Source organism: Streptomyces sp. NBC_00414, from assembly GCF_036038375.1.
GTDB lineage: Bacteria > Actinomycetota > Actinomycetes > Streptomycetales > Streptomycetaceae > Streptomyces.
This window is the reverse complement of the sequence record NZ_CP107935.1, coordinates 6,929,918-6,954,153: the sequence shown is the minus strand read 5'-3', so window position 1 is coordinate 6,954,153 and position 24,236 is coordinate 6,929,918. Positions and strand designations below refer to the sequence as shown.

The following is a 24,236-nucleotide window of genomic DNA, read 5'->3' as shown; positions in this document are numbered from 1 at the left end:
CCCCCCGGGGGCGCCCCGGGAGGCGTTGGCCGCGCAGTTCCCCGTGCCCCTGAAAACCGGCCCCTCAGGGGCGCGGGGAACTGTGCGGGCAGCCATGGGCCGCCTGCGGACGGACCGCGGGCCCGGGCTGGACCGGCGCCTTATGGCGCGGCAGTGGTCTCCAGCCGTCTGGCCGGCGGGACGGTGGTGGCGCCCGCCGGGGCCAGCCGGACCATCGCGTCCAGCCCACCCCCGGCCGCGGCAGGACGCAACGCGATGTCCCCACCGCTCGCGTGGGTGAGGCGCTGGACCAGGGCCAGCCCCAACCCCGTACCCCCCTTGGGCGCGCCAGGAGCCCGCCAGAAGCGGTCGAACGCCCGACGCCGCTGCTCCTCGGTCATACCGGGCCCCTCGTCCGTGACATGCAGCTCGACGCGCGCCGCCCCCAACGGCCGGTGCGGGAACCGGCGTTCGTGGGCAGTCGGCCGACGCAGGTCCATGGAGACGGTGGAGTGAGGGGGCGACACCCTCAGGGCGTTGGAGAGCAGGTTGTCCAGAATCTGCTCCACCGCGCCGGGCACCGCGAGCACGGGCCCGCTGTAGTCGCCGAGCAGCACGAGCCGCACCCCGCGCTGCTCGAACATCGGCGCCCAGGCCCGATGGCGTTCGGCGCAGACCAGGTCCAGGTCCACCGGCTCACGCACGACGGCGCTCTCGTCGAGCCGGGCCATGGCCAGCAGCCCCTCGACCATCCTGGCGAGCCGGTCGGTCTCGGTCACCGCCGCGTCGAGGTTGCCCCGGGCGTGCAGCGCGATGTCCGACTCCAGGTTCTCCAGGCGCAGCCGCAGCGCGGCGAGGGGCGTCTTGAGCTGGTGCGAGGCCTCACCCGCGAAGGCGCGCTGGGAGGCCAGGAGGTGTTCGAGGCGGGCGGCGGTGCGGTTGAAGGTGGCGGCGAGACTGCGCACCTCGGGCGGCCCGTTGGTGATCGCCACCGTCGTGGCGGGGCCACCGTCCGCCAACTCCTGTGTCGCCCGCTCCAGTTCACGAATCGGACGACCGGTCCAGCGCGCGATGGCGAAGCCGATGACGGCGACGGCCGCGAGGACCGCGAGGCCGCCGAGGATGAGCAGCAGCCATACGTGCTGCACGCGCTCCGTCACCATCCGGCTGGGCACCGTGATCCGTACCGCGCCCAGCCTCTCGGCACCGTGCGTCACGGGGGCGGCGACCGCGATGTACTCGACGCCGCCGATGGTGGAGGTGCGGACGTCCGCCGTGGCGGTGCCCCGGAGCGCGGCCTCGATGCCGGGCCAGGAGGCCGGGTTGCCGGACTCCGCACCCGACAGCTCGGCGGACAGTTCGTGCGAGGTGGCCAGCAGGTCCCCTGACTGGTCCACGATCAGCACCCTGCCGCCGATGCGCTCGGCGCAGTGGGCCGCCCGGTCCGGCAGGTCCTGCGCCGCGCGCCCGGCGTCGATGGACAGCGAGGCGAACGCCGAGACCGACTCCGCCTCGTCCTGCGCGGCGTTGATGACGCGCTCCAACTCGCCCCGTGAGTACACGAATCCCAGGGGGATCTCCAGGCAGAGCAGTACCAGGGCGGTGAGGGCGAGATAGCTGAGGAGCAGCCGGCGGGTCATCGATACGCCGCCGGCCGCCCGGGGGCCGGGTACGAGGGCGCCGAGTACGCGGCGGGCGGCTGTGTCCGGACGGCCAGCCGGAAGCCGACCCCGCGCAGGGTCTGAATCCAGGCCGAGTCGCCCAACTTCCGCCGCAGTGTGGCGACATGGACGTCGAGCGTCTTCGTCGGGCCCTGGTAGTGCGGATCCCAGACCCGGTCGAGGATCTGCTGCCGCGAGTAGACCGCGCCGGGGTCCTCGGTGAGCAGCGCGAGCAGTTCGAACTCCTTGGGCGTCAGCGAGACGGAGGACTCACCGACCCAGACCTGGCGGGTCCGGCGGTCGACCACGAGGGGGCCGGGGGGTGGCCCCCCGGCGGCCCCGGCCCCGGTCGAGTCCGTGGCGGCGTCCGGGTCCTCGTCCGGGTCGAGGAGGGGTACAGGTTCGAAGTGCGGCACGGTGTTCCGGCCGGACGAGAACGACTCACCGGTGAAGGACGCACCCGTGAACGACTCGCCACGGAACGGCTCCGCCGGAGCCCGCGACCCGTACGACTCCGACGGAGCCCGGGACGCGAACGGTTCCGACGGGGGCCGGGACACGTACGGCTCCCCGGTATCTGGCCTCGGGCCGGACGGGCCGGACGGGTCGGACGGGCTCGTGGTGAACGATCCGGTGCCGCCGCGGCCCAGTTGCGTACGCCGGGTGACCGCCCGTACGCGGGCCACGAGTTCACGCAGGCTGAAAGGTTTCGCCAGATAGTCGTCGGCGCCGAGTTCCAGGCCCAGTACGCGGTCCGCCTCCTCGCCGCGCGCGCTGAGGATGATGATGGGCACGTCGGAGACCTGCCGGATGCCGCGGCAGACGTCGATGCCGTCCATGTCGGGCAGACCCAGGTCGAGCAGGACGACGTCGCCGTACGGTCCTCTCAGCCCGTCGGCGCCGTTGGAGACGTGGTCGACCGTCAGCCCGAAGTGACCCAGACCCTCGGCGAGAGGTTCGGCGATCGTCTCATCGTCCTCGATGAGCAGCACTCGTACGCCCATACGCGCTGTCTCCCCTGTCTCCCCATAAATCCGGACAGCACGAATTCCGTGCCGTGGAGGGGTCACGCTACAAGAGCCTTCGACTACTCGGCACTTAAACCCCGGGTAATGTGACGGGTCGCTCAAAGGCGGGTCGCGGGGACGAAAAATGTGCCATTCCTGGCCCGGCTCTAGTGTTCCCTTAACCTTCGCCTGGCAATTGCCTCTCTACCGTGGACTCACGACGAGAAACACCTGGTCGGACACCATGCCGGGAGGTACCGTGAAGGCTTTGCTGGACCGCGCCCGCTCGTTCAGGCGGCGAGTTGATTTCGAGAGCATCGAATACCGGAAGCTGGCCGAGGGGCAATATCCGGAGGCCTTGTTCATTACCTGCTCGGACTCCCGGGTCATACCCGCACTGATCACGGGAGCGCGCCCCGGAGAGATATTCGAGCTGCGCAACGCGGGGAATATCGTGCCACCGCACGGGCGGCCGGGCGCCTCGGGTGAGGCCGCCACCATCGAGTACGCACTGGAGGTGCTCGGCGTTCAGGACATCGTCGTGTGCGGCCATTCCCACTGCGGGGCGATGGGCGCGCTGAAGTCCGGCGACGACCTGTCGGCGCTGCCCGGTGTGGACGCCTGGCTGGACCTGGCCCGCCCGGAGCTGGCGCCACTGCTCGACGGGGCCTTCGAGGACCCCTCGATGCCGGCCGTGGCGCAGCTCAACGTCGTCAACCAGCTGGCCACCGTGCGGAGTTACCCGGTCGCCCGGCCGCGGATCGAATCGGGGCGGCTGCGGCTGCACGGCTGGTACTACGAGGTCGACACCGGGCAGGTGCACGAACTGGAGGAGGACGGTCGTTTCCGGGTGCACGCCTCATGAGCGGGCTGCACGCACGCGGGCGCGTACCGGCTCATGCGCGGACCGCGCCCGCGGACCCGCCCCAGCCGCCCCAGCCGCCCCAGCCGCCCCGGTCAACCAGGTCACCTGGGCCGCCCCAGCCGCAGGGCAGGCGGGAAAAGGCCGACCTGGCCACCGAGATCACCGCCTCGCTCGTCGTCTTCCTCGTGGCGCTCCCCCTGTGCATCGGCGTCGCCGTGGCCTCCGGGGTCCCCGCCGAGCTGGGCATCATCTCCGGTGTCATCGGCGGTCTGGTCGTCGGCGCGGCACGCGGAAGCACGCTCCAGGTCAGCGGGCCGGCGGCCGGTCTTGCGGCCCTCGTCGCGGAGACCGTCCTCGAATACGGCGTGGCCATGCTCGGTGTGATCGTCCTCGGCTCGGGCATCCTGCAGATCGTCCTCGGCCTGGTCCGCCTCGGCCGGATCTTCCAGGCGATCTCCCTGGCGGTCGTCCAGGGCATGCTCGCGGGCATCGGGCTGCCGCTGATGTTCAGCCAGCTCTATCCGATGTCCGACTCCAAGGCACCCGGCACCCCGGTCGAGAACATGGCCGGCCTCCCCGGCCTGATCGCCGACACCCTGGCGAACCCCGACGCTCTCGTCGCCGCCGGACTCGGCGCGGCCACCGTCGCGCTGAGCTTCCTGTGGAAGAACGTGCCGGGGCCGGTGAAGAAGGTGCCCGCAGCGCTCGTGGCCGTGGGGATCGGTATCGCGGTCGCCTCCCTGCCGGGCGTGGACGTGAAGACGCTCCAGGTGGGCAACCTGCTCGCGTCCGTCGACGTGCCGGGCGGGAGGGAGTTCGCGGGACTGGCCGACGTCGGGATCATCACGGCGATCCTCACCTTCACGGTGATCGCCTCGGCGGAGAGCCTCTTCACGGCCGCGGCCGTGGACCGGATGCACAGCGGGCCGCGCACCCGCTACAACCCCGAACTCATCGCCCAGGGAGCGGGGAACACGGTGGCGGGCCTCCTCGGCGCGCTGCCCATCACGGCGGTCGTGGCCCGCAGTTCGGCGAACGTCCAGGCGGGGGCCAAGACCCGTCTCTCCCGTACGCTGCACGGCCTGTGGCTGCTCGCCTTCGCGCTGCTGCTGCCCCAGGTGCTGGCCCTGATCCCGATCTCGGTGCTCGCGGGCGTCCTCGTCCACAGCGGGTGGAAGCTGTTCGCGCCCGCGGAGTTCCCGAAGATGTGGCGGCAGGACCGGGGCGAGTTCGCGGTGATGACGCTCACCACGCTGGTCATCGTGGCGACCGCGCTGCTCGAAGGGGTCCTGTTCGGCCTGGCCGCGGGGATCGTGCTGGTGGCGCTGCGGATGTCGCGGACCGTCATCAAGCAGCATCTGGAGGAGGACACGGCGAAGGTCGTCATGGCGGGCAATGCCACGTTTCTGCGGTTGCCGCAGGTGATCGAGGCGCTGGAGGCCGCGGACGAGGCGGGCCGGCCGCGGATTCGGCTCGATCTGACGGGGGTGACCCATCTGGATCATGCGTGCCGGAGTCAGGTCGAGGAGTTCGTCGCCCAGCAGCGGGGGTTGGGGGTGCGGGTCGAGTTGCTGATGCCGTCGGTTGCGGCCGAACCGGCCTCCGTCGGGCAGGCCCTGCCGAGCGGGGCCGCGCTTCCCAGGCGACCGGTCGCGCCGCCTGCGCCTGCGCCGGACCAGGGTCCGGGGTCCTCCGCGGAGTGGTTCTACCTGGACACCCGCCCGATGCCCTCGGAGTACGCCTCACGCTGAGCCCCGCCCGGGTCGCTCGTCGGCTGCGGGCCGTGAGGGCTGGTCGCGCGGTTCCCCGCGCCCCTGAAAGCCAAGGGCTCGCCCCCGCCTGAGCTGGAAACCCACCCCTGGCCCCCCGCAAGGGGCGCGAGGAACCGCGCGACCAACCCCCACCGGGCCCGCGGTTGAAGAACCCCGCCGACAGGGGCCACGTACAGCGCGAGGCGTGACGCGCACACGTCACCACGCGGCCACGGCCCGTCCACCCCGCACTCCTAGGATCCGGCGTTGCGCGACCCCGTCGCCGACCGGCGGACGGGGCAGCCTCGGCACCCCTTGGAGCGACAGTGGAACGTCGTACTCTCCTGCGCGCGGCCGTACTCGGCGGTTCATCGGCCGTCCTCGGCGGCACCCTGTGGCGCGGCGCCGCGTACGCCGCGCCCGCCCAGCCCGGCTCGGGCCCGTACGGGGCACTCGGCTCCGCGGACGCGAACGGCGTCAGGCTGCCGAGCGGCTTCACCAGCCGGGTGATCGCCAGGTCCGGCCAGACGGTGTCCGGCACCTCGTACACCTGGCACAACGCCCCCGACGGTGGAGCCTGTTACGCCGACGGCACCGGCTGGATCTACGTCTCCAACTCGGAGATCAACCCGTCCGGCGGCGCGAGCGCGGTGAGGTTCTCGGCGGCGGGCGCGATCACCGGCGCGTACCGCATCCTGTCCGGTACCCGGCAGAACTGCGCGGGCGGCAGGACGCCGTGGAACACCTGGCTGTCCTGCGAGGAGGTGTCCCTCGGATACGTCTACGAGACCGACCCGTGGGGCGTGAACGCCGCCGTGCGCCGGGACGCCATGGGCCGCTTCAAGCACGAGGCCGCGGCGGCCGACCCGGTGCGCAAGGTGGTGTACCTGACCGAGGACGAGACGAACGGCTGCCTCTACCGCTTCGTACCGACGACCTGGGGCAGCGGCGGCCTCTCCGCCGGCACCCTCCAGGTCATGGTCGCCGGAACCGCCACCTCCGGCTCCTTCACCTGGGCGAACGTGCCCGACCCGGACGGCTCCCCCACCACGACCCGTACCCAGGTCTCCGGTTCGAAGAAGTTCAACGGTGGCGAGGGCTGCCACTACGCCGACGACACGGTGTGGTTCACCAGCAAGGGCGACAACCGCGTCTGGCAGCTCAACCTCACCTCCAGCACCTACGAGTTGGCGTACGACGACTCGCTCGTCACCTCGGGCACGGCCCCGCTGACCGGCGTCGACAACATCACCGGCACCGCCTCGGGCGACCTGTTCGTCGCGGAGGACGGCGGCAACATGGAGATCTGCGTGATCACGCCCGCCGACGTGATCGCCCCGTTCCTGCGCGTCGACGGCCAGTCAGGATCGGAGATCACCGGCCCCGCCTTCTCCCCCGACGGCCGCCGCCTCTACTTCTCCAGTCAGCGTGGCACCAGCGGCAGTTCGTCCGGCGGCATCACGTACGAGGTGACGGGTCCGTTCCGCGCGTAACCCCCGGCGCCAGGTGTACAGATGACGGATCCGTGAGCGGAGAGCTACCGTCCGGTCACGTCACGTTCGCATCACGGGTCCGTCGTTCCGCCACAGCAGCAACAGCCCCTCTCATACTTTCGTCACCTCAAATCCGACTGATCACTCTCGTGATCATGCATACGGATATCGACAGATATCTGGGGGCTCACCGTGAACCTGTTCCGCAAGTCCGCCTCCGTGGCCGTCGCCGCGCTGGCCCTGACCGCCCTGTCCGCCACCGCCGAGGCCCATGACGGCCTGCACCCGTTCAAGAACTGCACCGAGGCGTACGAGAACGGGTACTCCAACATCGTCAAGGGCGACGACCACTACGGCGAGCACCTGGACCGCGACAAGGACGGCATCGGCTGCGACCAGCCGCCCGCGGACTTCGTCCCCGCGGACGACCGCGACACGGCGGACGAGGGCAAGGACACCGCCGCGGACACCGGGAAGCAGGACAGCGCCCGGCAGAACCCCGACCTGGCGGAGACGGGTGGCAGCGGCGCGACCCCGTACATCGCGGGCGGCGGCGCGGCCGTCCTGCTGGCCGGGGGCGGCGTCCTGTTCACACTGCGCAGGCGGCGCGACGCCCGCTGACCCCTCGGGAGGCCGCGCCGAGCACCGTACGTGCGACGTCCTCCAGTGATCCGAGCAGCGGGTCGGTGTCGTCGGCGCGCGTGACGAGCACGACCTCGCAGGGGTCGATGCCGACGAGGGGCACCACGGCGATGTCCTCGCGCACGGCGGCCCGTCGGTCGCCGGCGGGGAAGATCGCGACGCAGTGGCCGGTGGCGACGAGTTCCAGCTTGTCCTCGTAGCTGTCGTCGATCGCGGGCGGCGGCGGTGCCGGGCGGTCGCCCACCGGCCTGGGCGTGCTCCAGACGACCGGACTGCTGACGCAGGCCACCAGTTCCTCGTCCGCCAGGGCCCGCAGGCTGACGGTCTTCTCGTGCGCAAGGTGATGGCTCGCCGACATGACGAGCACCCGCGACTCCTCATGGAGCCCGGTCACCCGCAGGCCGTCCGCGGGGAAGGGCAGAGGCCTGTACGCGACGAGGGCGTCGATCCGCCGCTCGGCGAGGGCGCGCGTGTCCCGCCAGTCGATGTGCCGGGTGCGGACGCGGCCGTCGGGGTGCCGGCGGCGCAGTTCCTGCGCACAGGCGGTGATGACGAGCCCTTCGGCGCAGCCGACGGTGACGGTACGGGGCTGGACGGCGGCCCTGGCCGTGCGAGCGGCCTGCTCGGCCTCCTGGAGCAGTGTCCGGGCCCTGGGGAGGAACGCCCGACCGGCGTCGGTGAGGCTGCTGCCCTGCGGCGAGCGGTCGAAGAGCCGGACACCCAGCTCGGCCTCCAGTCGCTGGATCTGGCGGCTCAGCGACGGCTGCGCCAGGTGCAGCCTGGTGGCGGCCCGGCCGAAGTTGCCGTACTCCGCCACGACCGTGAAATAGCGCACGAGCCGCAGATCGATGTCCATCCGCCCAGGCTACGTCGCACGCGGTCGCACGCCGTCGCACACCTGCCGTCATGCACCTGCCGTCATGCACCTGCCGACATACGGCTGGGGCATGGCGGCATACGGAACAGGTCTTGGACAGGATGTGCGGGCCGGCATTTGGCTTGCGGGCATGAGCACTCGTGACGGCAGGAACTATGACGGCAAGAAGATCGTGATCACCGGCGGAAGCAGCGGTATCGGCCTGACCGCGGCCCGGTTGTTCGCGGACGGTGGGGCGCGGGTACTGATCACCGGCCGCACCCGGTCCACCCTGGACGCCGCGCTGGAACAGCTGGGGGACCGCGCGATCGGCGTCCGCAGCGACGCCGCGTCCCTGGAGGACATCACGGCGCTGGCCGGCACGGTTCGGGAGCGGTTCGGCGCGGTGGACGCGCTGTTCGTCAACGCCGGCGTCACCGCGTCCGCGCCGTTCGACTCGACGACGGAGGAGATGTACGACGCGTTGTTCGGCATCAACACCAAGGGCCCTTACTTCACGGTGCAGGCGCTGGCGCCGCTGTTGCGCGAGGGGAGCGGCGTGGTCCTCACCACGTCGGTGGTGAACGTCCTGGGCCTCGACGCGCTCAGTGTCTACTCGGCGAGCAAGGCGGCCCTGCGGTCGATGACGCGCACCCTGGCCCGCGAGCTGCTGCCGCGCAAGGTGCGTGTCAACGCCGTGAGCCCCGGCCCGATCGACACGGGCATCCTGGACCGCTCCCTGCCCGCCGACGTCGCCGAGACGGCGAAGGAGACCTACCGGAGCACCAACCCGATGCGGCGGCTGGGGACGTCCGGGGAAGTGGCCGCGGCGGTGGCGTACTTGGCGTTCGACGCGACCTTCTCGACGGGAACGGAGTTCGCCGTCGACGGAGGGGCCTCGCAGCTCTAGGGGGGCTTCGGGGCTCCGGGCGAAAGCCCGGCCCACACACGAAGGGGCGGCGCCTCCGCACAAGGCGCCGCCCCTTCGTTCTTTCGTGCGCCGGGGCCCCGGCCCGTCGGTGAGGGTGGGATGGCGGACGGGGCCCCGGAGTTCCGCGGGAGTGGGCTAGCGGTGGTCGCTGCCCGTCGAGGACGAGGCCGCGCGGCCCGCTTCCAGGCGGGCCACCGGGATGCGGAACGGGGAGCAGGAGACGTAGTCGAGTCCCACCTCGTGGAAGAAGTGGACCGACTCCGGGTCGCCGCCGTGCTCGCCGCAGACGCCGAGCTTGAGGTCGGGCCGTGTCTCACGGCCGGCCTTCACCGCGTCGCGTACGAGCTTGCCGACGCCGTCCCGGTCGATCGTCTCGAACGGGGAGACCCCGAAGATGCCCTTCTCCAGGTAGGCCGTGAAGAAGCTGGCCTCCACGTCGTCCCGGCTGAAGCCCCAGACGGTCTGTGTGAGGTCGTTCGTGCCGAAGGAGAAGAACTCCGCGGCCTCCGCGATCTGGCCGGCGGTCAGGGCGGCGCGCGGCAGTTCGATCATCGTGCCGAGGGACAGCTTGAGGTCCACACCGGTGTGCTCCTGCACCTCGGCGATGACCTGCTCGGCCTCCTCGCGGACGATCTCCAGCTCCTGGACCGTGCCGACGAGCGGGATCATGATCTCGGCGCGCGGGTCGCCCTTGGCGTTCTTGCGCTCGGCGGCGGCCTCGGCGATCGCCCGTACCTGCATGGTGAACAGGCCCGGGATGACGAGCCCGAGGCGTACGCCGCGCAGGCCGAGCATCGGGTTCTGCTCGTGCAGCCGGTGGACGGCCTGGAGGAGTCGCAGCTCGTTCTCGTGCGGGTCCTGGCGGGCCTCGGCGAGGGCCACGCGCACCGACAGCTCGGTGATGTCGGGCAGGAACTCGTGCAGCGGCGGGTCCAGGAGGCGGACCGTGACCGGCAGGCCGTCCATCGCCTCGAAGAGCTGCACGAAGTCCTGCTTCTGGAGCGGCAGAAGCTCCTTCAGCGACTCCTCGCGCTCGGCGTCCGTGTCCGCGAGGATCAGCCGCTCCACCAGCTCGCGCCGGTCGCCGAGGAACATGTGCTCGGTGCGGCACAGGCCGATGCCCTGGGCGCCGAAGCGGCGGGCGCGCAGCGCGTCCTCGGCGTTGTCCGCGTTGGCGCGTACCCGCAGGCGGCGCTTGCGGTCGGCGAAGGCCATGATCCGGTGGACGGCCTCGACCAGTTCGTCGGCGTCGTCGGCGCCCGCGTGCATCCGGCCCTCGAAGTACTCCACGACCGGGGAGGGGACGACCGGGACCTCGCCCAGGTAGACCTTGCCGGACGAGCCGTCGATGGAGATGACGTCGCCCTCCTCCACCACGTGCCCGCCGGGGACGGTCATCCGGCGCCGCTTGGTGTCGACCTCCAGCTCCTCCGCGCCGCACACACAGGTCTTGCCCATGCCGCGCGCCACCACGGCCGCGTGGGAGGTCTTGCCGCCGCGCGAGGTGAGGATGCCCTCGGCCGCGATCATGCCGTCGAGGTCGTCGGGGTTCGTCTCCCGGCGGACCAGGATGACCTGCTCGCCGGAGCGCGACCACTTCACGGCCGTGTACGAGTCGAAGACCGCCTTGCCGACCGCGGCGCCCGGCGAGGCGGCGATGCCCCGGCCGATCTGCGACACCTTCGCCGTGTCGTCGAAGCGCGGGAACATCAGCTGCGCGAGCTGGGCGCCGTTGACGCGCTGCAACGCCTCGGCCTCGTCGATGAGGCCCTGGTCGACGAGCTGCGTGGCGATACGGAAGGCGGCGCCGGCCGTCCGCTTGCCGACGCGGGTCTGGAGCATCCACAGCTGCCCGCGCTCGATGGTGAACTCGATGTCGCACAGATCCCGGTAGTGGTTCTCCAGGGTCTTCATGATCTGCATGAGCTGGTCGTACGACGTCTTGTCGATCTGTTCGAGGTCGGCGAGCGCGACGGTGTTGCGGATGCCCGCGACGACGTCCTCGCCCTGCGCGTTCTGCAGGTAGTCGCCGTACACGCCCTGGTGTCCGGAGGCCGGGTCGCGGGTGAAGGCGACGCCGGTGCCCGAGTCGGGGCCGAGGTTGCCGAAGACCATGGAACAGACGTTGACGGCGGTGCCCAGGTCGTGCGGGATGCGTTCCTGGCGGCGGTAGAGCTTGGCCCGCTCGGTGTTCCAGGAGTCGAAGACCGCGTGGATGGCGAGGTCCATCTGCTCGCGCGGGTCCTGCGGGAAGTCCCGGCCGGCCTCGGTCTTGACGATCTTCTTGAACTCGGTGACGAGCTTCTTCAGGTCGGCCGCTTCGAGATCGGTGTCGACCGCGACCTTCTTGGTGTGCTTGGCGGCCTCCAGCGCGTCCTCGAAGAGCTCGCCCTCGACGCCGAGGACGGTCTTGCCGAACATCTGGATGAGCCGGCGGTACGAGTCCCACGCGAAGCGGTCGTCCCCGGACTGCTTGGCCAGGCCCTGCACGGATTTGTCGGAGAGGCCGATGTTCAGGACGGTGTCCATCATGCCGGGCATGGAGAACTTGGCGCCGGAGCGGACCGAGACGAGGAGGGGGTCGTCGGCCTGTCCGAGCTTCTTGCCCATCTTCGCTTCGAGGGCGTCGAGGTGCGCACTCACCTCGTCACGCAGTGCCGCGGGCTCGTCGCCGCTGTCGAGGTACGTCTTGCAGGCTTCGGTGGTGATGGTGAAGCCGGGAGGGACGGGAAGGCCCAGGTTGGTCATCTCGGCGAGGTTGGCACCCTTGCCGCCGAGGAGATCCTTGAGTTCCTTGTTGCCCTCGGTGAAGTCATAAACGAACTTCACGCTCTCGACGCCGCTGTCGCCGCTCGCGGCTACGTGGGGATCTTTGTTTTCCGACACGGGTCTCGACTCCTCGACGACGCGGTGGCTGCCCTGACGACGGGGAACATACCCAGATCGAAGGCGTCTGGGTACGTCCACTTGCGCGTCATACGGCTGTAACCACTCGTCCGCCAGCAGATCGAAAGTCAAGGGATGGTAAGCCGTTGGCGCGTACAGCGTTCACTTCTTGAAGGCATCGACGCTCACAGATCCGGCAATGCGCTCAGGTGAGCAGCTATCGGCACGTCTGAGTTCACGTCGTCAATGATCAAAGGGTGGCACTGAGTGCCACCCTTTGGAGAAGTGCAGCCACTCAAGATCCGCTCATCTGAGCGAAACATCGATCATGCGTGGCGAGAATCACGCCGTCGGCGGCGCCCGGATTTCACCATGCGGACGCGTTCCCCGACCGGAAACACTCCCGTCACAACGCCGCGCACGGCCTCGCGCGGCCTCACACGCCCATGGCGAGCAGCCGCGCCTCGACCCTTTCGGGCGCGTACAGGTGTTCCACGACCAGCGCACCCGCTCCGACCAGGCCCGCCCGGTCGCCGAGCCGGGACGTGACCACGTCCAGGTGGGCGGTGGAGCGGGGCAGGGCCCGCTGGTAGAGCAGTTCGCGCACGCCGGTGAGGAAGGCCGTTCCGGCCAGATCCCCGGCGATCATGAGGACGCCCGGATTGAGCAGCGTCACCACCGTCGCCAGGACGTCACCGACGTGCCGCCCCGCCTCCCGCGCGAACGCCGCCGCGCCGGGGTGCCCCGAGGTGAGCAGGTCGCGCACGTCCGAGCCCGACGCCGCCGGAACCCCCGACTCCGCCAGCCTGCGCGCCACGGCGCCGCCACTGGCCACGGCGGCGAGACAGCCGAACGACCCGCACCTGCACAGCGCGTCGGCGCCCTCCGGGACCCGGATGTGCCCGATGTCCCCGGCTCCCCCGTCGATGCCCCGGTAGATCGCGCCGCCGACGACCACGCCCGCGCCGATACCGGTGGAGACCTTCACCAGGACGAAGGCCGAGCAGTCGGGGTGGGCGGTGCGCTGCTCCCCGTACGCCATGAGGTTGGCGTCGTTGTCGACGAGGACCGGGACCGGTCCGGCGCCCGTGTGCTCGGTGAAGGCTCGGGTGAGGCGGCCCCTGATGTCGTAGCCGTCCCAGCCGGGCATGATCGGCGGCTGGACGACCCGGCCCGTGTCGGTGTCCACCGGGCCCGGTACGGCCAGCCCGATCCCGCACACCTCGTGCGCCCGGTGCCCGGCCTTCTCCAGCAGTTCGGCGAACCAGCGGCCCAGTTCGCCGAGCACCGCGTCCGGGCCGTCCTCGACGAGCAGCGGCCCCGCGTGTTCGGCCAGCAGCTCACCGGTCAGGGACAGCACGGCGGCGCGCGCGTGCCGGGTGTCGAGGTCGGCGGCGAGGACGACGGCGTGGGAGTCGTCGAACTCCAGGCGGACCGAGGGACGTCCGCCGAGCGGCGAGTCCACCGGGCCCGCGGCGCCCTCGCGCAGCCAGCCGGCCCGGAAGAGCCGGTCGAGGCGCTGCCCGACCGTGGCCCGGGACAACCCGGTGACCTGCTGCAACGCCCCGCGGGTGGTGGCGCGCCCGCTGCGCACCAGCTCCAGCAGGTCGCCGGAGCTCGCCTGGCTCCCGGCCTTCCCGGTCCTGTTGGCCATTTCGCTCCTCCCTGTGGTTCCGGTCATACGCACCCCTTGCGTTCACCAACTCTGCATTACATATTGAGTTTTGCGTGTTAAATAGACGTAACCCTACGGTAGCTACTGCCGAACTGGTCGGCGCCATGTCTTCGGGGAGACCTGAGTGGACCGCACAACCCAGCTCACCGCCCGCCGCACTGTGCACTTCGATCCCGTACGCACCTCGGCCTCACCGCCTTTCACCGGCCAGGGTGAGACCGGCCGGGCCCAGGCGGCCGTATACGATCCGGTCCGCCCGGCGGAGCCGCTGCACCTCAGGGCGGCCCGGGTGCTGCAGAGCAACTGGACGGGCACGTCCACGGTGCCCTCGCGCAGCCTGTATCCGCACCAGTGGTCCTGGGACTCGGCGTTCATCGCGATCGGGCTGCGGCACCTGTCGCCGCTGCGGGCCCAGACGGAGCTGGAGACGCTGCTCGACGCGCAGTGGGGCGACGGCCGGATCCCGCACATCGTGTTCAACCCCTCCGTCCCCCTCGACGCGTACTTCCCGAGCCCGGACTTCTGGCGCTCCTCGACCGCGGGGCGCGCCGCGGGCGCCCCGCGCACCGTACAGACCTCGGGCATCGTGCAGCCACCGGTGCACGCGCTCGCCGTGTGGCTCGTGCACTCCGCCGACCCGGGTCTTTCCCGGTCGAGGTCCTTCCTGTCCCGGATGTACCCGCGCCTCGCGGCCTGGCACCGCTATCTGCTGCACCGCCGGGACCTGGGCGGCGGGGGTCTCGCCTCGGTGGTCCACCCCTGGGAGCAGGGCATGGACAACGCCCCGAGCTGGGACGCGCCGCTCGCCCGCGTCCGGCCGGCGCCGGCCCGCTCCTTCCGCCGCGCCGACCTGGACCACGGCGCCGCCGAGGACCGGCCCACCGACCTGGACTACGGCCGGTACGTGCGCCTGGCGACGGGCTACCGGGACAGCGGTTACGCGGACGGGGTCGGCGGATTCGCCGTGGAGGACCCGGCGTTCAACGCCCTGCTGATCGCCTCCGAGCACGCGCTGGCGCGGATCGCCCGGGAGCTGGGCGCGACGGGCACCGCCCGCCACGCGCGCGCCGAGCGGCTGACGGCGGCGCTGGTCGACCGGCTGTGGGACCCGGCGGAGGGCATGTTCTTCTGCCGGGACGTGCGCACGGACGAGCCGATCCCCGAGCGCGGGGTCTCCGGTCTCGTCCCGCTGATCCTGCCGACCCTGCCCCGCGAGACGGCCGCGGCACTCGTACGGACCCTGCGCGGCCCGCACTTCGGGCTCGGGGACACCACACGGCTCGTACCGAGCTACGACCTGACCGGGCACGCCTTCGACCCGCACCGGTACTGGCGGGGACCTGCCTGGTTCAACACCAACTGGCTGGTGGAGCGGGGGCTGAGGCTGCACGGGGAGCACGCCCGCGCGCGGACCCTGCGCGGCGCGCTGCTGGAGACGGCGGACACGTCCGGGTTCGCCGAGTACGTCGACCCGTACACCGGGGAGGCCTGCGGGGCGCTCGGCTTCAGCTGGAGCGCGGCGCTGACGCTGGACCTGCTGCACGACACGCCTGACGCGGGGCACGGCACGGCCGGCGCGGCGCACGGCACGGCCGAGGAGTTCGGCGCGGCCGAAGGGTTCGGCGCGATCGAGGAGTTGGGCACGACGGAGAAGTTCGGCGAGGGTGCCTTGGGAGGGGACCTGCGATGACGGACCGGCAGCATCTGCTCGTACACGGCGGGACGTTCGCCGCGGTGGGCGACGGCGGGGACATCAGCGGAGTACGCGGCGGCGGCGGTTCACACACCGCCCCCGACGGACTGTTCGTGCGCGACGCCCGGCACCTGAGCCGCTGGCAGCTGACCGTCGACGGGGCGGTGCCCGAGGCGCTGTCGCCGGTGGCGGACGGCGACACGGCCCGCTGCGTCCTCGTGCCGCGCGGCGGCCGGCAGGAGCCGCCCGCCCACACGGTCTTCCGCGAACAGGCCGTCGCGGACGGCTCGTTCGTCGAGTCGCTGCGGATCACCAGCAACCGCCCGGTGCCGACGACGGTCCGGATCGCGGTCACCGCCGACGCCGACTTCACGGACCAGTTCGAGCTGCGCTCCGACCACCGTACGTACGCGAAGACCGGCGCGGTCCGCTCCCGCGAAGTCCTCGACGACGGCGTGGAGTTCAGCTATCAGCGCGGCGAGTGGCGGTCCTGTACGACCGTCACCTCCGAGCCCGCGCCGGACGGCGTCGAGGAGACCGGCACCGGTGCGCGGCGCCTGGTGTGGACCCTCGACCTCGAACCGCACGGCTCGGCCGAGCTGGCCCTCCGGGTGGCGGCGCGCCCGCACGGTATGCCGTCCCCGGAGGTGCCCCTCACCCCGGCCGCCGCGAACGCCCGACTCCGCGTGCTGGAGGGGGAGTTCGCGGAGGGCGTGCCCTTCCCGAGCGGCTGGCCCGAGCTGGCCGCCGCGTGCGCGCGGGGCCTGTCCGACCTGGCCGTGCTCCAGGTACCGGCGACCGGTCCGGACGGCGAGGAGCTTCGTGTCCCGGCCGCGGGCGTGCCGTGGTTCCTCACCCTGCTCGGCCGCGACGCGCTGCTGACGTCGCTGTTCGCCCTCCCCTACCGGCCGCAACTGGCCGCCGCCACCCTGCCCGCGCTCGCCGCGGCCCAGGCCACCGAGGTCGGCGCGGGCACGGTGGCCCAGCCGGGCAAGATCGTGCACGAGGTGCGGCACGGGGAGCTGGCCCACTTCGGCCAGGTGCCGTACGGGCGGTACTACGGCTCGGTCGACGCGACCCCGCTGTTCCTCGTGCTCCTCGGCGCGTACGTCGAGCAGACCGGTGACGTGGCGCTGGCCCGGCGTCTGGAGCCCAACGCCCGCGCGGCGATCGGCTGGATGCTGGACCACGGCGGGCTGACCTCGCGCGGCTATCTCGTCTACCGCGCGGACGAGGGCGGCCTCGCCAACCAGAACTGGAAGGACTCCCCCGGCGCCATCTGCTCCGGCGACGGCAGCCGGCCGACCGGGCCCGTGATGGCCGCGGGCGCGCAGGGTTACGCGTACGACGCGCTGCGCCGTACCGCGCAGCTGGCCCGGACGGTGTGGGACGACGAGGTGTACGCGGCGCTCCTCGAACAGGCCGCCGGGGATCTCCGGGACCGGTTCCAGCGGGACTTCTGGATGGCGGACCGCGCCTTTCCCGCGCTCGCCCTCGACGGCGACGGGAACCACGTCGACGCGCTCGCGTCCGACGCGGGGCATCTGCTGTGGTCCGGGCTCCTCGACAAGGAGTACGGGGAGCTGGTGGGGCGGCGGTTGCTGGAGCCGGACTTCTTCTCCGGGTGGGGTGTGCGGACGGTCGCCTCGGGGCAGCCCGCGTACCACCCGCTGTCGTATCACCGGGGGTCCGTGTGGCCCCACGACAACGCGCTGATCACGTTGGGGCTGGCGCGGTACGGGCTCCACGACGAGGCTCGGGCGGTCGCGCACGGGCTGGTCGACGCGGCGACCGTCGCGGGGTATCGGCTGCCGGAGGTACTTGCGGGGTACGGGCGTGGGACGCACGGGGAGCCGGTGCCGTATCCGCACGCGTGCGTGCGGGAGTCTCGGTCTGCGGCCGCGCCATTGGCGTTGCTGACCGCCGTCGGAGGCGCGTGACGTTCCACTGGGGGTGCGCTGTCGGGTGCGGGTGAGTGGGGGCTGGCCGCGCAGTTCCCCGCGCCCTTGAAGACAAAAGACTGCGCAGTTCCCCGCGCCCCTTCAAGGGCGCGGGGAACGGCGCGGGCGGCCCCCACCGGGACCGCACCCGGTGTCGGGTGGGCCGGGGTGGGGGCCGCCTGGGGTCAGACGCCCAGTACTCGGATCGAGGGGTGTTCCTCGGTGTTCAGGTACAGCTTCTCCTTCGTGCCCTCCTGCTCCAGTTCCAGGACCAGGCGGTAGCGGTACAGGCCCGGCCGGGCGGTGCTCAGGACGGTGCCGGCCCAGTAGTAGTAGACCGGGGTGAACTTGTCCCGCATCCGGTCCGGCGCCCCGTAGATCTTCAGCTCCGTGAAGATCTTGCGTTCCGCCACGTCCTCCTCGTCACCGGACTCCGTGTCGAGGAAGACGATGCTGTTGATCTTCGGCATGGGCGGCCAGGTGTTGTCGAGCCGCTTGTCCATGTCGATGGGCCGCACGATCCAGTTCAGGACCTGCCCCTGTTTGCAGAACGTCTGGAGGTGGTTGGTCCCCTGCCCGTCGCCGCCGATGCTGTTGTCCATCATGAACATCGACTCGCTGAGCGAACCGGATCGGGTCGCCCGCTCCATGTCGATCAGCGTGACGATGTTGAGCTGGACCGAGTTCAACTGACCCGGGTTCTGCTTCTGTTGTCCGACACTTTCCTGTCCGACGGTTTCGCCGACCGTGCTGGTGGTCATCGCTCCTCCTGGAATCAGCCGACGAGACTCGGGGACAGCGTGGTGACGATCGGCTCGTCCCGCGAGCCGAGCCTGAACCTCACCTGGTAGTAGGTGTCGCCCGGGACGTCCTTCTTCACCGTCCCGATCCAGTACGCGACATCGGTTCCGGGGTAGACCCTGCGCTCCGGCTCGCACAGCTCGTGGTCGATGACGATGCTGTCGATCGCCGTGTACGCCTCGCACTCCAGGGCGAGGACGGACCACAGGATCTGGTCGCCGCTGCGGACGCGGGTGCGCAGCTGCTCGGTGCCGAACCCCAGGGACCCGCCGGCCTTGTTGGTGTCGTAGAAGTACAGGTTGCCGTGCACGGTGCCGGTGGCGAGGGCCCCCACGCAGTCCACCACGGCCGTGATCGAGATCGGGCGCCTGGCGACGCCGTTGTCCGTGTCGCTGGTCATCTACCGCTCCTCCGCTACGAGGCCGGGCTCCTGCGACCCGGACTGCTGGAAGTACTCGGCGCCCTGAGAGGACGACTCGATGGGCAGCACGCCCATGCCCGTGCCGGTGAAACCGTTGTACTTGGGCTCGGAGGTCACCTTGAGCGCCGACTCGCAGGTCATGTTCACCGGCTCCCAGAGCGCCTCACTGCCCCGCTGCACCAGCCGGTGGAGCTGGATGCGCATCGAGTAGGAGTAGGTGCCGGGCCGGGAGGAGTCGACGGTGGCGGACCAGTACCAGCCGTCGGTGACCAGGTCGGGCGAACCGTACTCCGCCGGGTACATGATCTTCTCGTCGACGGCCTGGCCGTAGATGTCCGTGATCACCGGGGCGGGGTAGCTGTAGGTCCCCGCGGAGGCGTCGGTGATGATCTCGCCGGTGACGTCGATGACCTTCTGTCCCGACAGACGGCCCTTGGTGCGCCGGGTGGTCTTCACCCGGGTGCCGACCGCCCTGCGGATCTCCTTGAGATCGGCCGCGGGGTCGGAGGCGTCGGGCTTGGACGAGAAGGCGTCCAGCTCCTCCAGCGCCTTGACGTCGCTCTGCCGGGCCCGTTCGCTCTCGTAGCCGCGGGGCACGGTCGGGGGTATGGAACCCAGGCTGTAGGGCAGCCAGTTGAGCACCTGCTCCGTGGCCTGCGATCCGTCGCGCCAGTACGCGCCGTGAATGGCGGTCACCAGGTCGCCGGTGCCCTGGCCCTCGGATCCGTGCAGCTTCATGTTGTCGAACAGATAGACGTTGTCCCGCAGAGAGTTGGCTTCCAGAGCGTTGCCGATGTCCACGAGCACGATGATCGCCAGCTGTTGAGCCATGCTTCCACCTCGTCGTTGTGGGTTGTCTCCTGATCGTCCGGACCCGGTCTTCCGGTCAGACGCCGATCAGCGCCGGCGAGTCCACGTGCAGCACGCTGTACTGGCCCTCGTACATCTGGAGTTCCAGGCGGTACTTGAAGGGCTTTCCGGAGGGCAGGGACGGGGGGACCACTCCGGCCCAGTGCGCCAGGTCGAGTTTGTCGCCGTCGCCCTCGGCCGAGGTGCGGGGTGCGGGCGTCGCCGAACCGTCCTCGCCGAGGAACGTGATGCTCCGGATCTCGACGGGGGTCTGGAGGTCGACGGCGAGGGCGGACCACTGGACGACCTGGCCCGGACGGACGGCGGTGCGCAGGTGCGCCGTTCCCTGCCCGGTGCTCTCCTCACCGCTGTTGTCGACCATGGAGAGATTGCCGTTGTGCAGCGTGCCTCCGGAGAGGGCGCCGATGACGTCGACCACGGCGATGATGTTGATCTGCGGTTTGTAGGCCACTCGTTCCTCCTGCGTTGTGTTCTGGGATGACGCACGGGGTGAGGGTGTCTGCTGCTTTGCGTTTCTGGCCGGTGGGCCCGGCCGGTGGGTGGCTCAGCCCTGGTCGCGGACCAGCGGCACCTTGCCGACCGTCGTGCGCTCGATCTCCGGCGAGTGACGCGGCACGAACCGGACCTCCAGGCGGTAGCCCGTCTTGGCGACCGAGGCGGGGTTGGCCTCGCCGTCGTTGAACAGGGACAGGGACCTCGGCAGGGCGTTGACGAGCACCCGTTGGAGCCCGGGCGACCCGAGCATGGAGTCGACGCGGTACGTCAGGGTGAGCACGTCGTCCACGGCGGCGTACAGGGTGATGACCCGTTCCTCGCGCCGGTTGACGAACTGGATCTCGTGGGCCACCTTGTCGAGGTCCACCACGCCGGCCGTCCTCAGCTCGTCGCGCACCGCGTCGTAGGCGCGCACCGCCGAGTACTGGCTGTCGTTGAGGTGCAGGATGTCGCCGGTGCGGCCGGCGAACTCGAACTGCTGGGCCTTGAGGCCGGGGCCGTCGAGGCGCGGCCTGCGGATCATGCGGTCGCCCAGCTTCAGCCTCAACAGGGGAGCCTCATGGGCGTGCAGCCGGGTGACGACGAGTTCGCCCTCCTCGCCCTCGGGGACCCAGCGGCCGTTCTCGTCGACGATCTCGATGAGGTGCAGGCCCGGTACCGCGGTGAGGACGGGGCTGGACTCGGCCAGTTGCAGCCCGATGGTCTCCGCCTGGGTGGCCGCGAAGTAGCTGAGGATCGCCAGGTTCGGGTAGAGCGCCTTGAGTTCGTCCCGGTTGCGCCGGGACAGCACACCGCTGCCGTAGAGCGCGACGCGGAAGCTCTCCTTGGCCTTCTGGCTCATGCCCGCGCCGAGTTCGGCGAGGATGGCGATGCCCGCCGAGATGCCCATCAGCGCCTTGGGCCCCCGGTAGGAGAAGACATGCTCCAGGACGGGCGCGGTGACGGGCCCCGCCCCGATGTAGTTGACGCCGGGCACGCTCTGCAGCACTCCGCCGACCATCGTGCCGCTGCTCCACATCTGGTAGTCGGCGAGGGTGGTGAGCAGCCACTTGGGATCCGCGCCCGCGAGGTGGCCGGCGAGCTGGTACGTGCCGAGGAAGTGGCCGGCCACCGCGTAGGTGTCGCCCAGTTCTCTCAGTGAGTACACGGTTTCCAGAGGGCTGCCGCTGCTGGTTCCCCCGCTGGCGACGACCTCGAAACCACCGCGGTCGTGCGGGACGACCATGCCCTCGCGGGAGCCCATGTAGAAGTCGCGCTGGGTCTCCTTGTCGGACAGCGGTATGCGCTGCCACGCCTCGTAGCTGTCGGGAGGCCGGATCGCCCCGGCGTTCTCCAGGCGCTCGCGCCAGAGCGGATTCAGCCGGACGGTGTGGATCATCTGCTGGAGCCGGCGCAGCACCAGGGCGTCCTGGATCTCGTGGGAGATCTCGCTGTAGGGCTGTTGGCAGACGCGCTCGCATTCACGCATCTTGCTGATGAACGACGGCAGTTGCGCCACCGCGTCGGGCGTCGGCGGGGTCAGTTCCCAGTCCGGGATGAGCCAGTCGACCAAGCCTTCGAGGTCGGTGGGGGGCGCCGTGGCCACCTGTGTGTCCGTCACTTCTTCCGCCCCGCTTTCCTTATCTCGCCGAGGAGCATGTGAAAGTGCTCAGTGGTGATCTGGTGGTTCATCATGACCACCCGGAGGGCGGCCACTCCGTCCACGTCGACCTTGGATATGAAGAACTGTCCCTCTTGCTTGATCCGGTTCCTGATGTCCACCTGGAATTGGGCCACATCGTCATCCGCGATCCATTCGGGCCGATATCGAAAACAGATGATGTTGGCCTCCGGATGGTGCAGCGTCTCGAAATCGGTCTGTTTTTCGAGGATGTCATGGGCGTCCCGCGCCAACCGGCACAGGTATTCGATTTTCTCGGCGAAGAGCGCCCTTCCGTACATCGCCCACAGCACCCAGAGGGTCATAATCATGGGGCGTTTCGTGCATTCGAAGTTCTTGTCGCCGCTGTCGAGTGCCGTATACACGCCCGGCTGTGCGTCGAACACATAGCTGGCGGTCTGCCGGAACGCTTCCCGGCTGTGCTCCCGGTCCCGGTAGAAGAGCAGTGTGCACGGGGCCGGCACGAACATCATCTTGTGCGCGTCCCAGGCCAGCGAGTCCACCTGGTCGATCCCGCGCAGCTTGTGACGCAGTTCGTCGGAGACCAGCAGGCTCGCGCCGTGGGCGCCGTCCACGTGCAGCCACAGGCCGCGTTCACGGGTGATGGCGGCCAGTTCGCCGAGGGGGTCGAAGGCGCCGACCGAGGTCGTACCCGCCGACGCGACCAGGCAGAAGACGTCGAGGCCCTGCCGCTCGGCCGCGTCGAGGGCGGGCCCGACCCGGGAGACGTCGATGCGCCGTGCGGCGTCGAGCGGGAGACGGACGATGCGGTCCTCGCCGATGCCGAGGATGCCGGCGGCGCGCGCGACGCTGTAGTGGACATCGGCGCCGACCGCGACGGCTGGCCTGGCCGCGCCGCCCAGTTCCGAGCCGCCGCGGGCCCAGACACCTGGAAAAGCCCTGTTCCGGGCGGTGAGCAGGGCGGTCAGGTTGGCCAGCGACCCACCGGAGGTGGTCACCATGTCGAAGGTGCCGGGCCGGAAGCCGATGAACCTGTTCAGCTCGTCGGCCATGATCCGCTCGACGACGTTGGGCAGTTGGCCCGCCTCGTAGAACGACGAGGGCTGGTTGACGACGGAGCTGACGAAGTCGATGACTCCGGAGAGCGGGACCACGCCCGAGAACTGCCGGCCCATATAGCCGGGCGAGTGGACCTGGATACCGGTTCTGATGTAAAGGTCGACGATCGCCGAAAGCTTCGCCTCGTCGAACGCGGCGGGTTTCTCGTGTTCGGTGGTCATCAACGCCCTGGCCATCCCGGTCAACTGGGACGGGTCGGCGAGCTCCAGGCCCCGGATCGACTGATCGGCCAGATGCTTCTCCAGCCTGGCCAACACGGATTCGGTATTTTCCCGGAAGAGTTGCACATCGAATGCTTCGATCAATGATCCGCTCTGAGGTAATTCTGTCACGCGGGCCTCCCTCGTACATTCCATGGCTACTTGGTGGTTGAAGCACAACGGAACTTGAACGAGCAGCGAGCGGCAGAGCGGACCCATCGTAGAGCCTCGTGGCATGTGAATATACAATTCCCCTTCGACTGTCCGGATTCGGTTAGCTTTCCTGACGGACCGCCGGAACGGCCGTCACACGCGTGCCGAAGAACAAGCGGAACGACAGGTGCCGCACGCCGTGTTCGGGCCGCGGTGAATTCCCCGTTCCGGTGCGCCCGGCGATGAATGCCGCAGGCGATCGCCGCACCGCCGTCCCGTACCACACTCCGGGGGAGGACGGTTTCACGCCGGCGGCGAAGATCGCTTCTCTTCGGCGCCGGCCGCGCCAAGCACAGGGAGGAACGTTTCTTTCAAGGCATCCTTCAAGCCAAAAACACTTATATTTCGTATACTGATTCGAAAAATCCTGCTCACGTGCGGTATCGCCCGTGCCCCGCGCGGAGAAAGGGCCCCGACGGACACGCCGGGGCCCTGACGGACGGCGGGACCGGCCGCCGGTTCAGCCGCCGCTCTCCGTGTGTCCGGCGTCGGTCGCGGCCGCGAAGTCGGGGCGGCCGAGCGGTGACTTGGTGCGGACGGCGCCGATCCACTCGGCGGTGGTGGCCGTGCAGGCGAAGAACGACTGCAGGACCACGAGCACCGCGTGGTGGATCTCGGCGGCGGACAGCGTGCCCGCCCGGTTGGACAGGGGCAGCGCACCGGTCGCGTCGGAGAGCAACTCGACCTGGTAGCCGAGTTGCACGGCGTGGCGGGCGGTCGACTCGTCGCAGGTCTGCGTCATGTAGCCGACGAGGGTGAGCGTGTCGACGCCCGCCCGGCGCAGCCAGTCGTCGAGGTCGGTGCCGATGAAGGACGAGGGCAGTGTCTTCTCCACGAGATGGTCGCGGGGGCGGGAGGCCACCACGTCGTGCAGGGCGAAGCCGTGCGTGCCCCGCGCGAAGAGGGGTGAGCCGGCGGGGGCGGCGTGCTGGACGAGCACGACCGGGATGCCTTCCTGTGCGGCGGTGTCGACAGCCGCGGCGATGTTCGCCAGGCTGAGGGACGGGGCCGGATAGCCGATCGGCAGGCCGCCCGTGACGTACTCGTTCTGGACGTCTATGACGACGAGGGCACGTTTCATGACGGGGTCTTCCCTCCAGCGGGACTGCGGGTGAAC

19 protein-coding genes are annotated in these 24,236 nt (G+C 70.4%); 7 read left to right on the top strand and 12 right to left on the bottom strand.

The annotated features are described in order from the left end of the window. Positions 1-140 precede the first annotated feature (140 nt). Complete coding sequence (locus tag OHS59_RS30225; protein WP_328496504.1) at positions 141-1,619, bottom strand: HAMP domain-containing sensor histidine kinase; 1,479 nt, start codon at positions 1,617-1,619, stop codon at positions 141-143. Beyond that, positions 1,616-2,644 (bottom strand): response regulator transcription factor, encoded by a 1,029-nt coding sequence (locus tag OHS59_RS30220; RefSeq protein ID WP_328496503.1) that lies wholly within the window; start codon positions 2,642-2,644, stop codon positions 1,616-1,618. The genes OHS59_RS30225 and OHS59_RS30220 overlap by 4 nt, the downstream gene beginning before the upstream one ends. Before the next feature lie 262 nt (positions 2,645-2,906). Here OHS59_RS30220 and OHS59_RS30215 point away from each other — a divergent pair, with 262 nt between their 5' ends. From OHS59_RS30215 to OHS59_RS30200, 4 genes are all read left to right on the top strand, one after another. Continuing rightward, positions 2,907-3,512 carry a carbonic anhydrase gene (locus tag OHS59_RS30215; protein ID WP_328496502.1) on the top strand — a complete coding sequence of 202 codons (606 nt, stop codon included), beginning with the start codon at positions 2,907-2,909 and terminating at the stop codon, positions 3,510-3,512. Beyond that, a complete protein-coding gene (locus OHS59_RS30210; RefSeq protein ID WP_328496501.1) occupies positions 3,509-5,263 on the top strand; it encodes a SulP family inorganic anion transporter in 1,755 nt (584 codons plus the stop codon). Before OHS59_RS30215 ends, OHS59_RS30210 begins: the two co-directional genes overlap by 4 nt. A 326-nt stretch (positions 5,264-5,589) precedes the next feature. Continuing rightward, a complete protein-coding gene (locus tag OHS59_RS30205) occupies positions 5,590-6,756 on the top strand; it encodes an alkaline phosphatase PhoX (protein ID WP_328496500.1) in 1,167 nt (388 codons plus the stop codon). Between the two features lie 192 nt (positions 6,757-6,948). After that, positions 6,949-7,377, top strand: a complete 429-nt coding sequence (locus OHS59_RS30200; RefSeq protein ID WP_328496499.1) for an LAETG motif-containing sortase-dependent surface protein — start codon at positions 6,949-6,951, stop codon at positions 7,375-7,377. Here the strand turns inward: OHS59_RS30200 and OHS59_RS30195 are convergent. Beyond that, a complete protein-coding gene (locus OHS59_RS30195; protein ID WP_328496498.1) occupies positions 7,346-8,254 on the bottom strand; it encodes a LysR family transcriptional regulator in 909 nt (302 codons plus the stop codon). The genes OHS59_RS30200 and OHS59_RS30195 overlap by 32 nt on opposite strands. Before the next feature lie 151 nt (positions 8,255-8,405). On the opposite strand from OHS59_RS30195, the gene OHS59_RS30190 reads away from it, so the two are divergent. Next, positions 8,406-9,164: an SDR family oxidoreductase gene (locus OHS59_RS30190; protein ID WP_328496497.1), complete on the top strand. Its 759-nt coding sequence runs from the start codon at positions 8,406-8,408 to the stop codon at positions 9,162-9,164. A 156-nt stretch (positions 9,165-9,320) separates the two neighbouring features. Here the strand turns inward: OHS59_RS30190 and ppdK are convergent, their stop codons facing one another. Together ppdK and OHS59_RS30180 are read right to left on the bottom strand one after the other, a co-directional pair. Next, positions 9,321-12,071 (bottom strand): pyruvate, phosphate dikinase, encoded by a 2,751-nt coding sequence (gene ppdK, locus OHS59_RS30185; protein WP_328496496.1) that lies wholly within the window; start codon positions 12,069-12,071, stop codon positions 9,321-9,323. Positions 12,072-12,507: 436 nt separating this feature from the next. Further along, on the bottom strand, positions 12,508-13,725 hold the full coding sequence (locus tag OHS59_RS30180) for an ROK family protein (protein ID WP_328496495.1): 1,218 nt from the start codon (positions 13,723-13,725) through the stop codon (positions 12,508-12,510). 145 nt (positions 13,726-13,870) lie between these two features. On the opposite strand from OHS59_RS30180, the gene OHS59_RS30175 reads away from it, so the two are divergent. Next, the gene (locus tag OHS59_RS30175; RefSeq protein ID WP_328496494.1) at positions 13,871-15,436 is read left to right on the top strand and encodes an amylo-alpha-1,6-glucosidase; all 1,566 of its coding nucleotides are present in this window, start codon (positions 13,871-13,873) and stop codon (positions 15,434-15,436) included. After that, positions 15,433-17,379 carry an amylo-alpha-1,6-glucosidase gene (locus OHS59_RS30170; protein ID WP_328496493.1) on the top strand — a complete coding sequence of 649 codons (1,947 nt, stop codon included), beginning with the start codon at positions 15,433-15,435 and terminating at the stop codon, positions 17,377-17,379. Before OHS59_RS30175 ends, OHS59_RS30170 begins: the two co-directional genes overlap by 4 nt. Before the next feature lie 185 nt (positions 17,380-17,564). Here OHS59_RS30170 and OHS59_RS30165 read toward each other — a convergent pair whose 3' ends face one another. From OHS59_RS30165 to OHS59_RS30135, 7 genes are all read right to left on the bottom strand, one after another. Continuing rightward, a complete protein-coding gene (locus OHS59_RS30165; RefSeq protein WP_328496492.1) occupies positions 17,565-18,140 on the bottom strand; it encodes a hypothetical protein in 576 nt (191 codons plus the stop codon). 14 nt (positions 18,141-18,154) lie between these two features. Then, positions 18,155-18,580, bottom strand: a complete 426-nt coding sequence (locus OHS59_RS30160; RefSeq protein ID WP_328496491.1) for a hypothetical protein — start codon at positions 18,578-18,580, stop codon at positions 18,155-18,157. Next, entirely contained in the window at positions 18,581-19,432 is an 852-nt protein-coding gene (locus OHS59_RS30155) for a hypothetical protein (protein ID WP_328496490.1), read from the bottom strand. It lies immediately after the preceding gene. 55 nt (positions 19,433-19,487) lie between these two features. Further along, positions 19,488-19,922, bottom strand: coding sequence for a hypothetical protein (locus OHS59_RS30150; RefSeq protein ID WP_328496489.1), 435 nt, complete (start codon positions 19,920-19,922; stop codon positions 19,488-19,490). Positions 19,923-20,015: 93 nt separating this feature from the next. Next, entirely contained in the window at positions 20,016-21,566 is a 1,551-nt protein-coding gene (locus OHS59_RS30145; protein WP_328496488.1) for a hypothetical protein, read from the bottom strand. Further along, positions 21,563-23,011 (bottom strand): pyridoxal phosphate-dependent decarboxylase family protein, encoded by a 1,449-nt coding sequence (locus OHS59_RS30140; RefSeq protein WP_328496487.1) that lies wholly within the window; start codon positions 23,009-23,011, stop codon positions 21,563-21,565. Before OHS59_RS30140 ends, OHS59_RS30145 begins: the two co-directional genes overlap by 4 nt. 568 nt (positions 23,012-23,579) lie before the next feature. Beyond that, a complete protein-coding gene (locus tag OHS59_RS30135) occupies positions 23,580-24,200 on the bottom strand; it encodes a cysteine hydrolase family protein (protein WP_328496486.1) in 621 nt (206 codons plus the stop codon). Between the last annotated feature and the right edge of the window lie 36 nt (positions 24,201-24,236).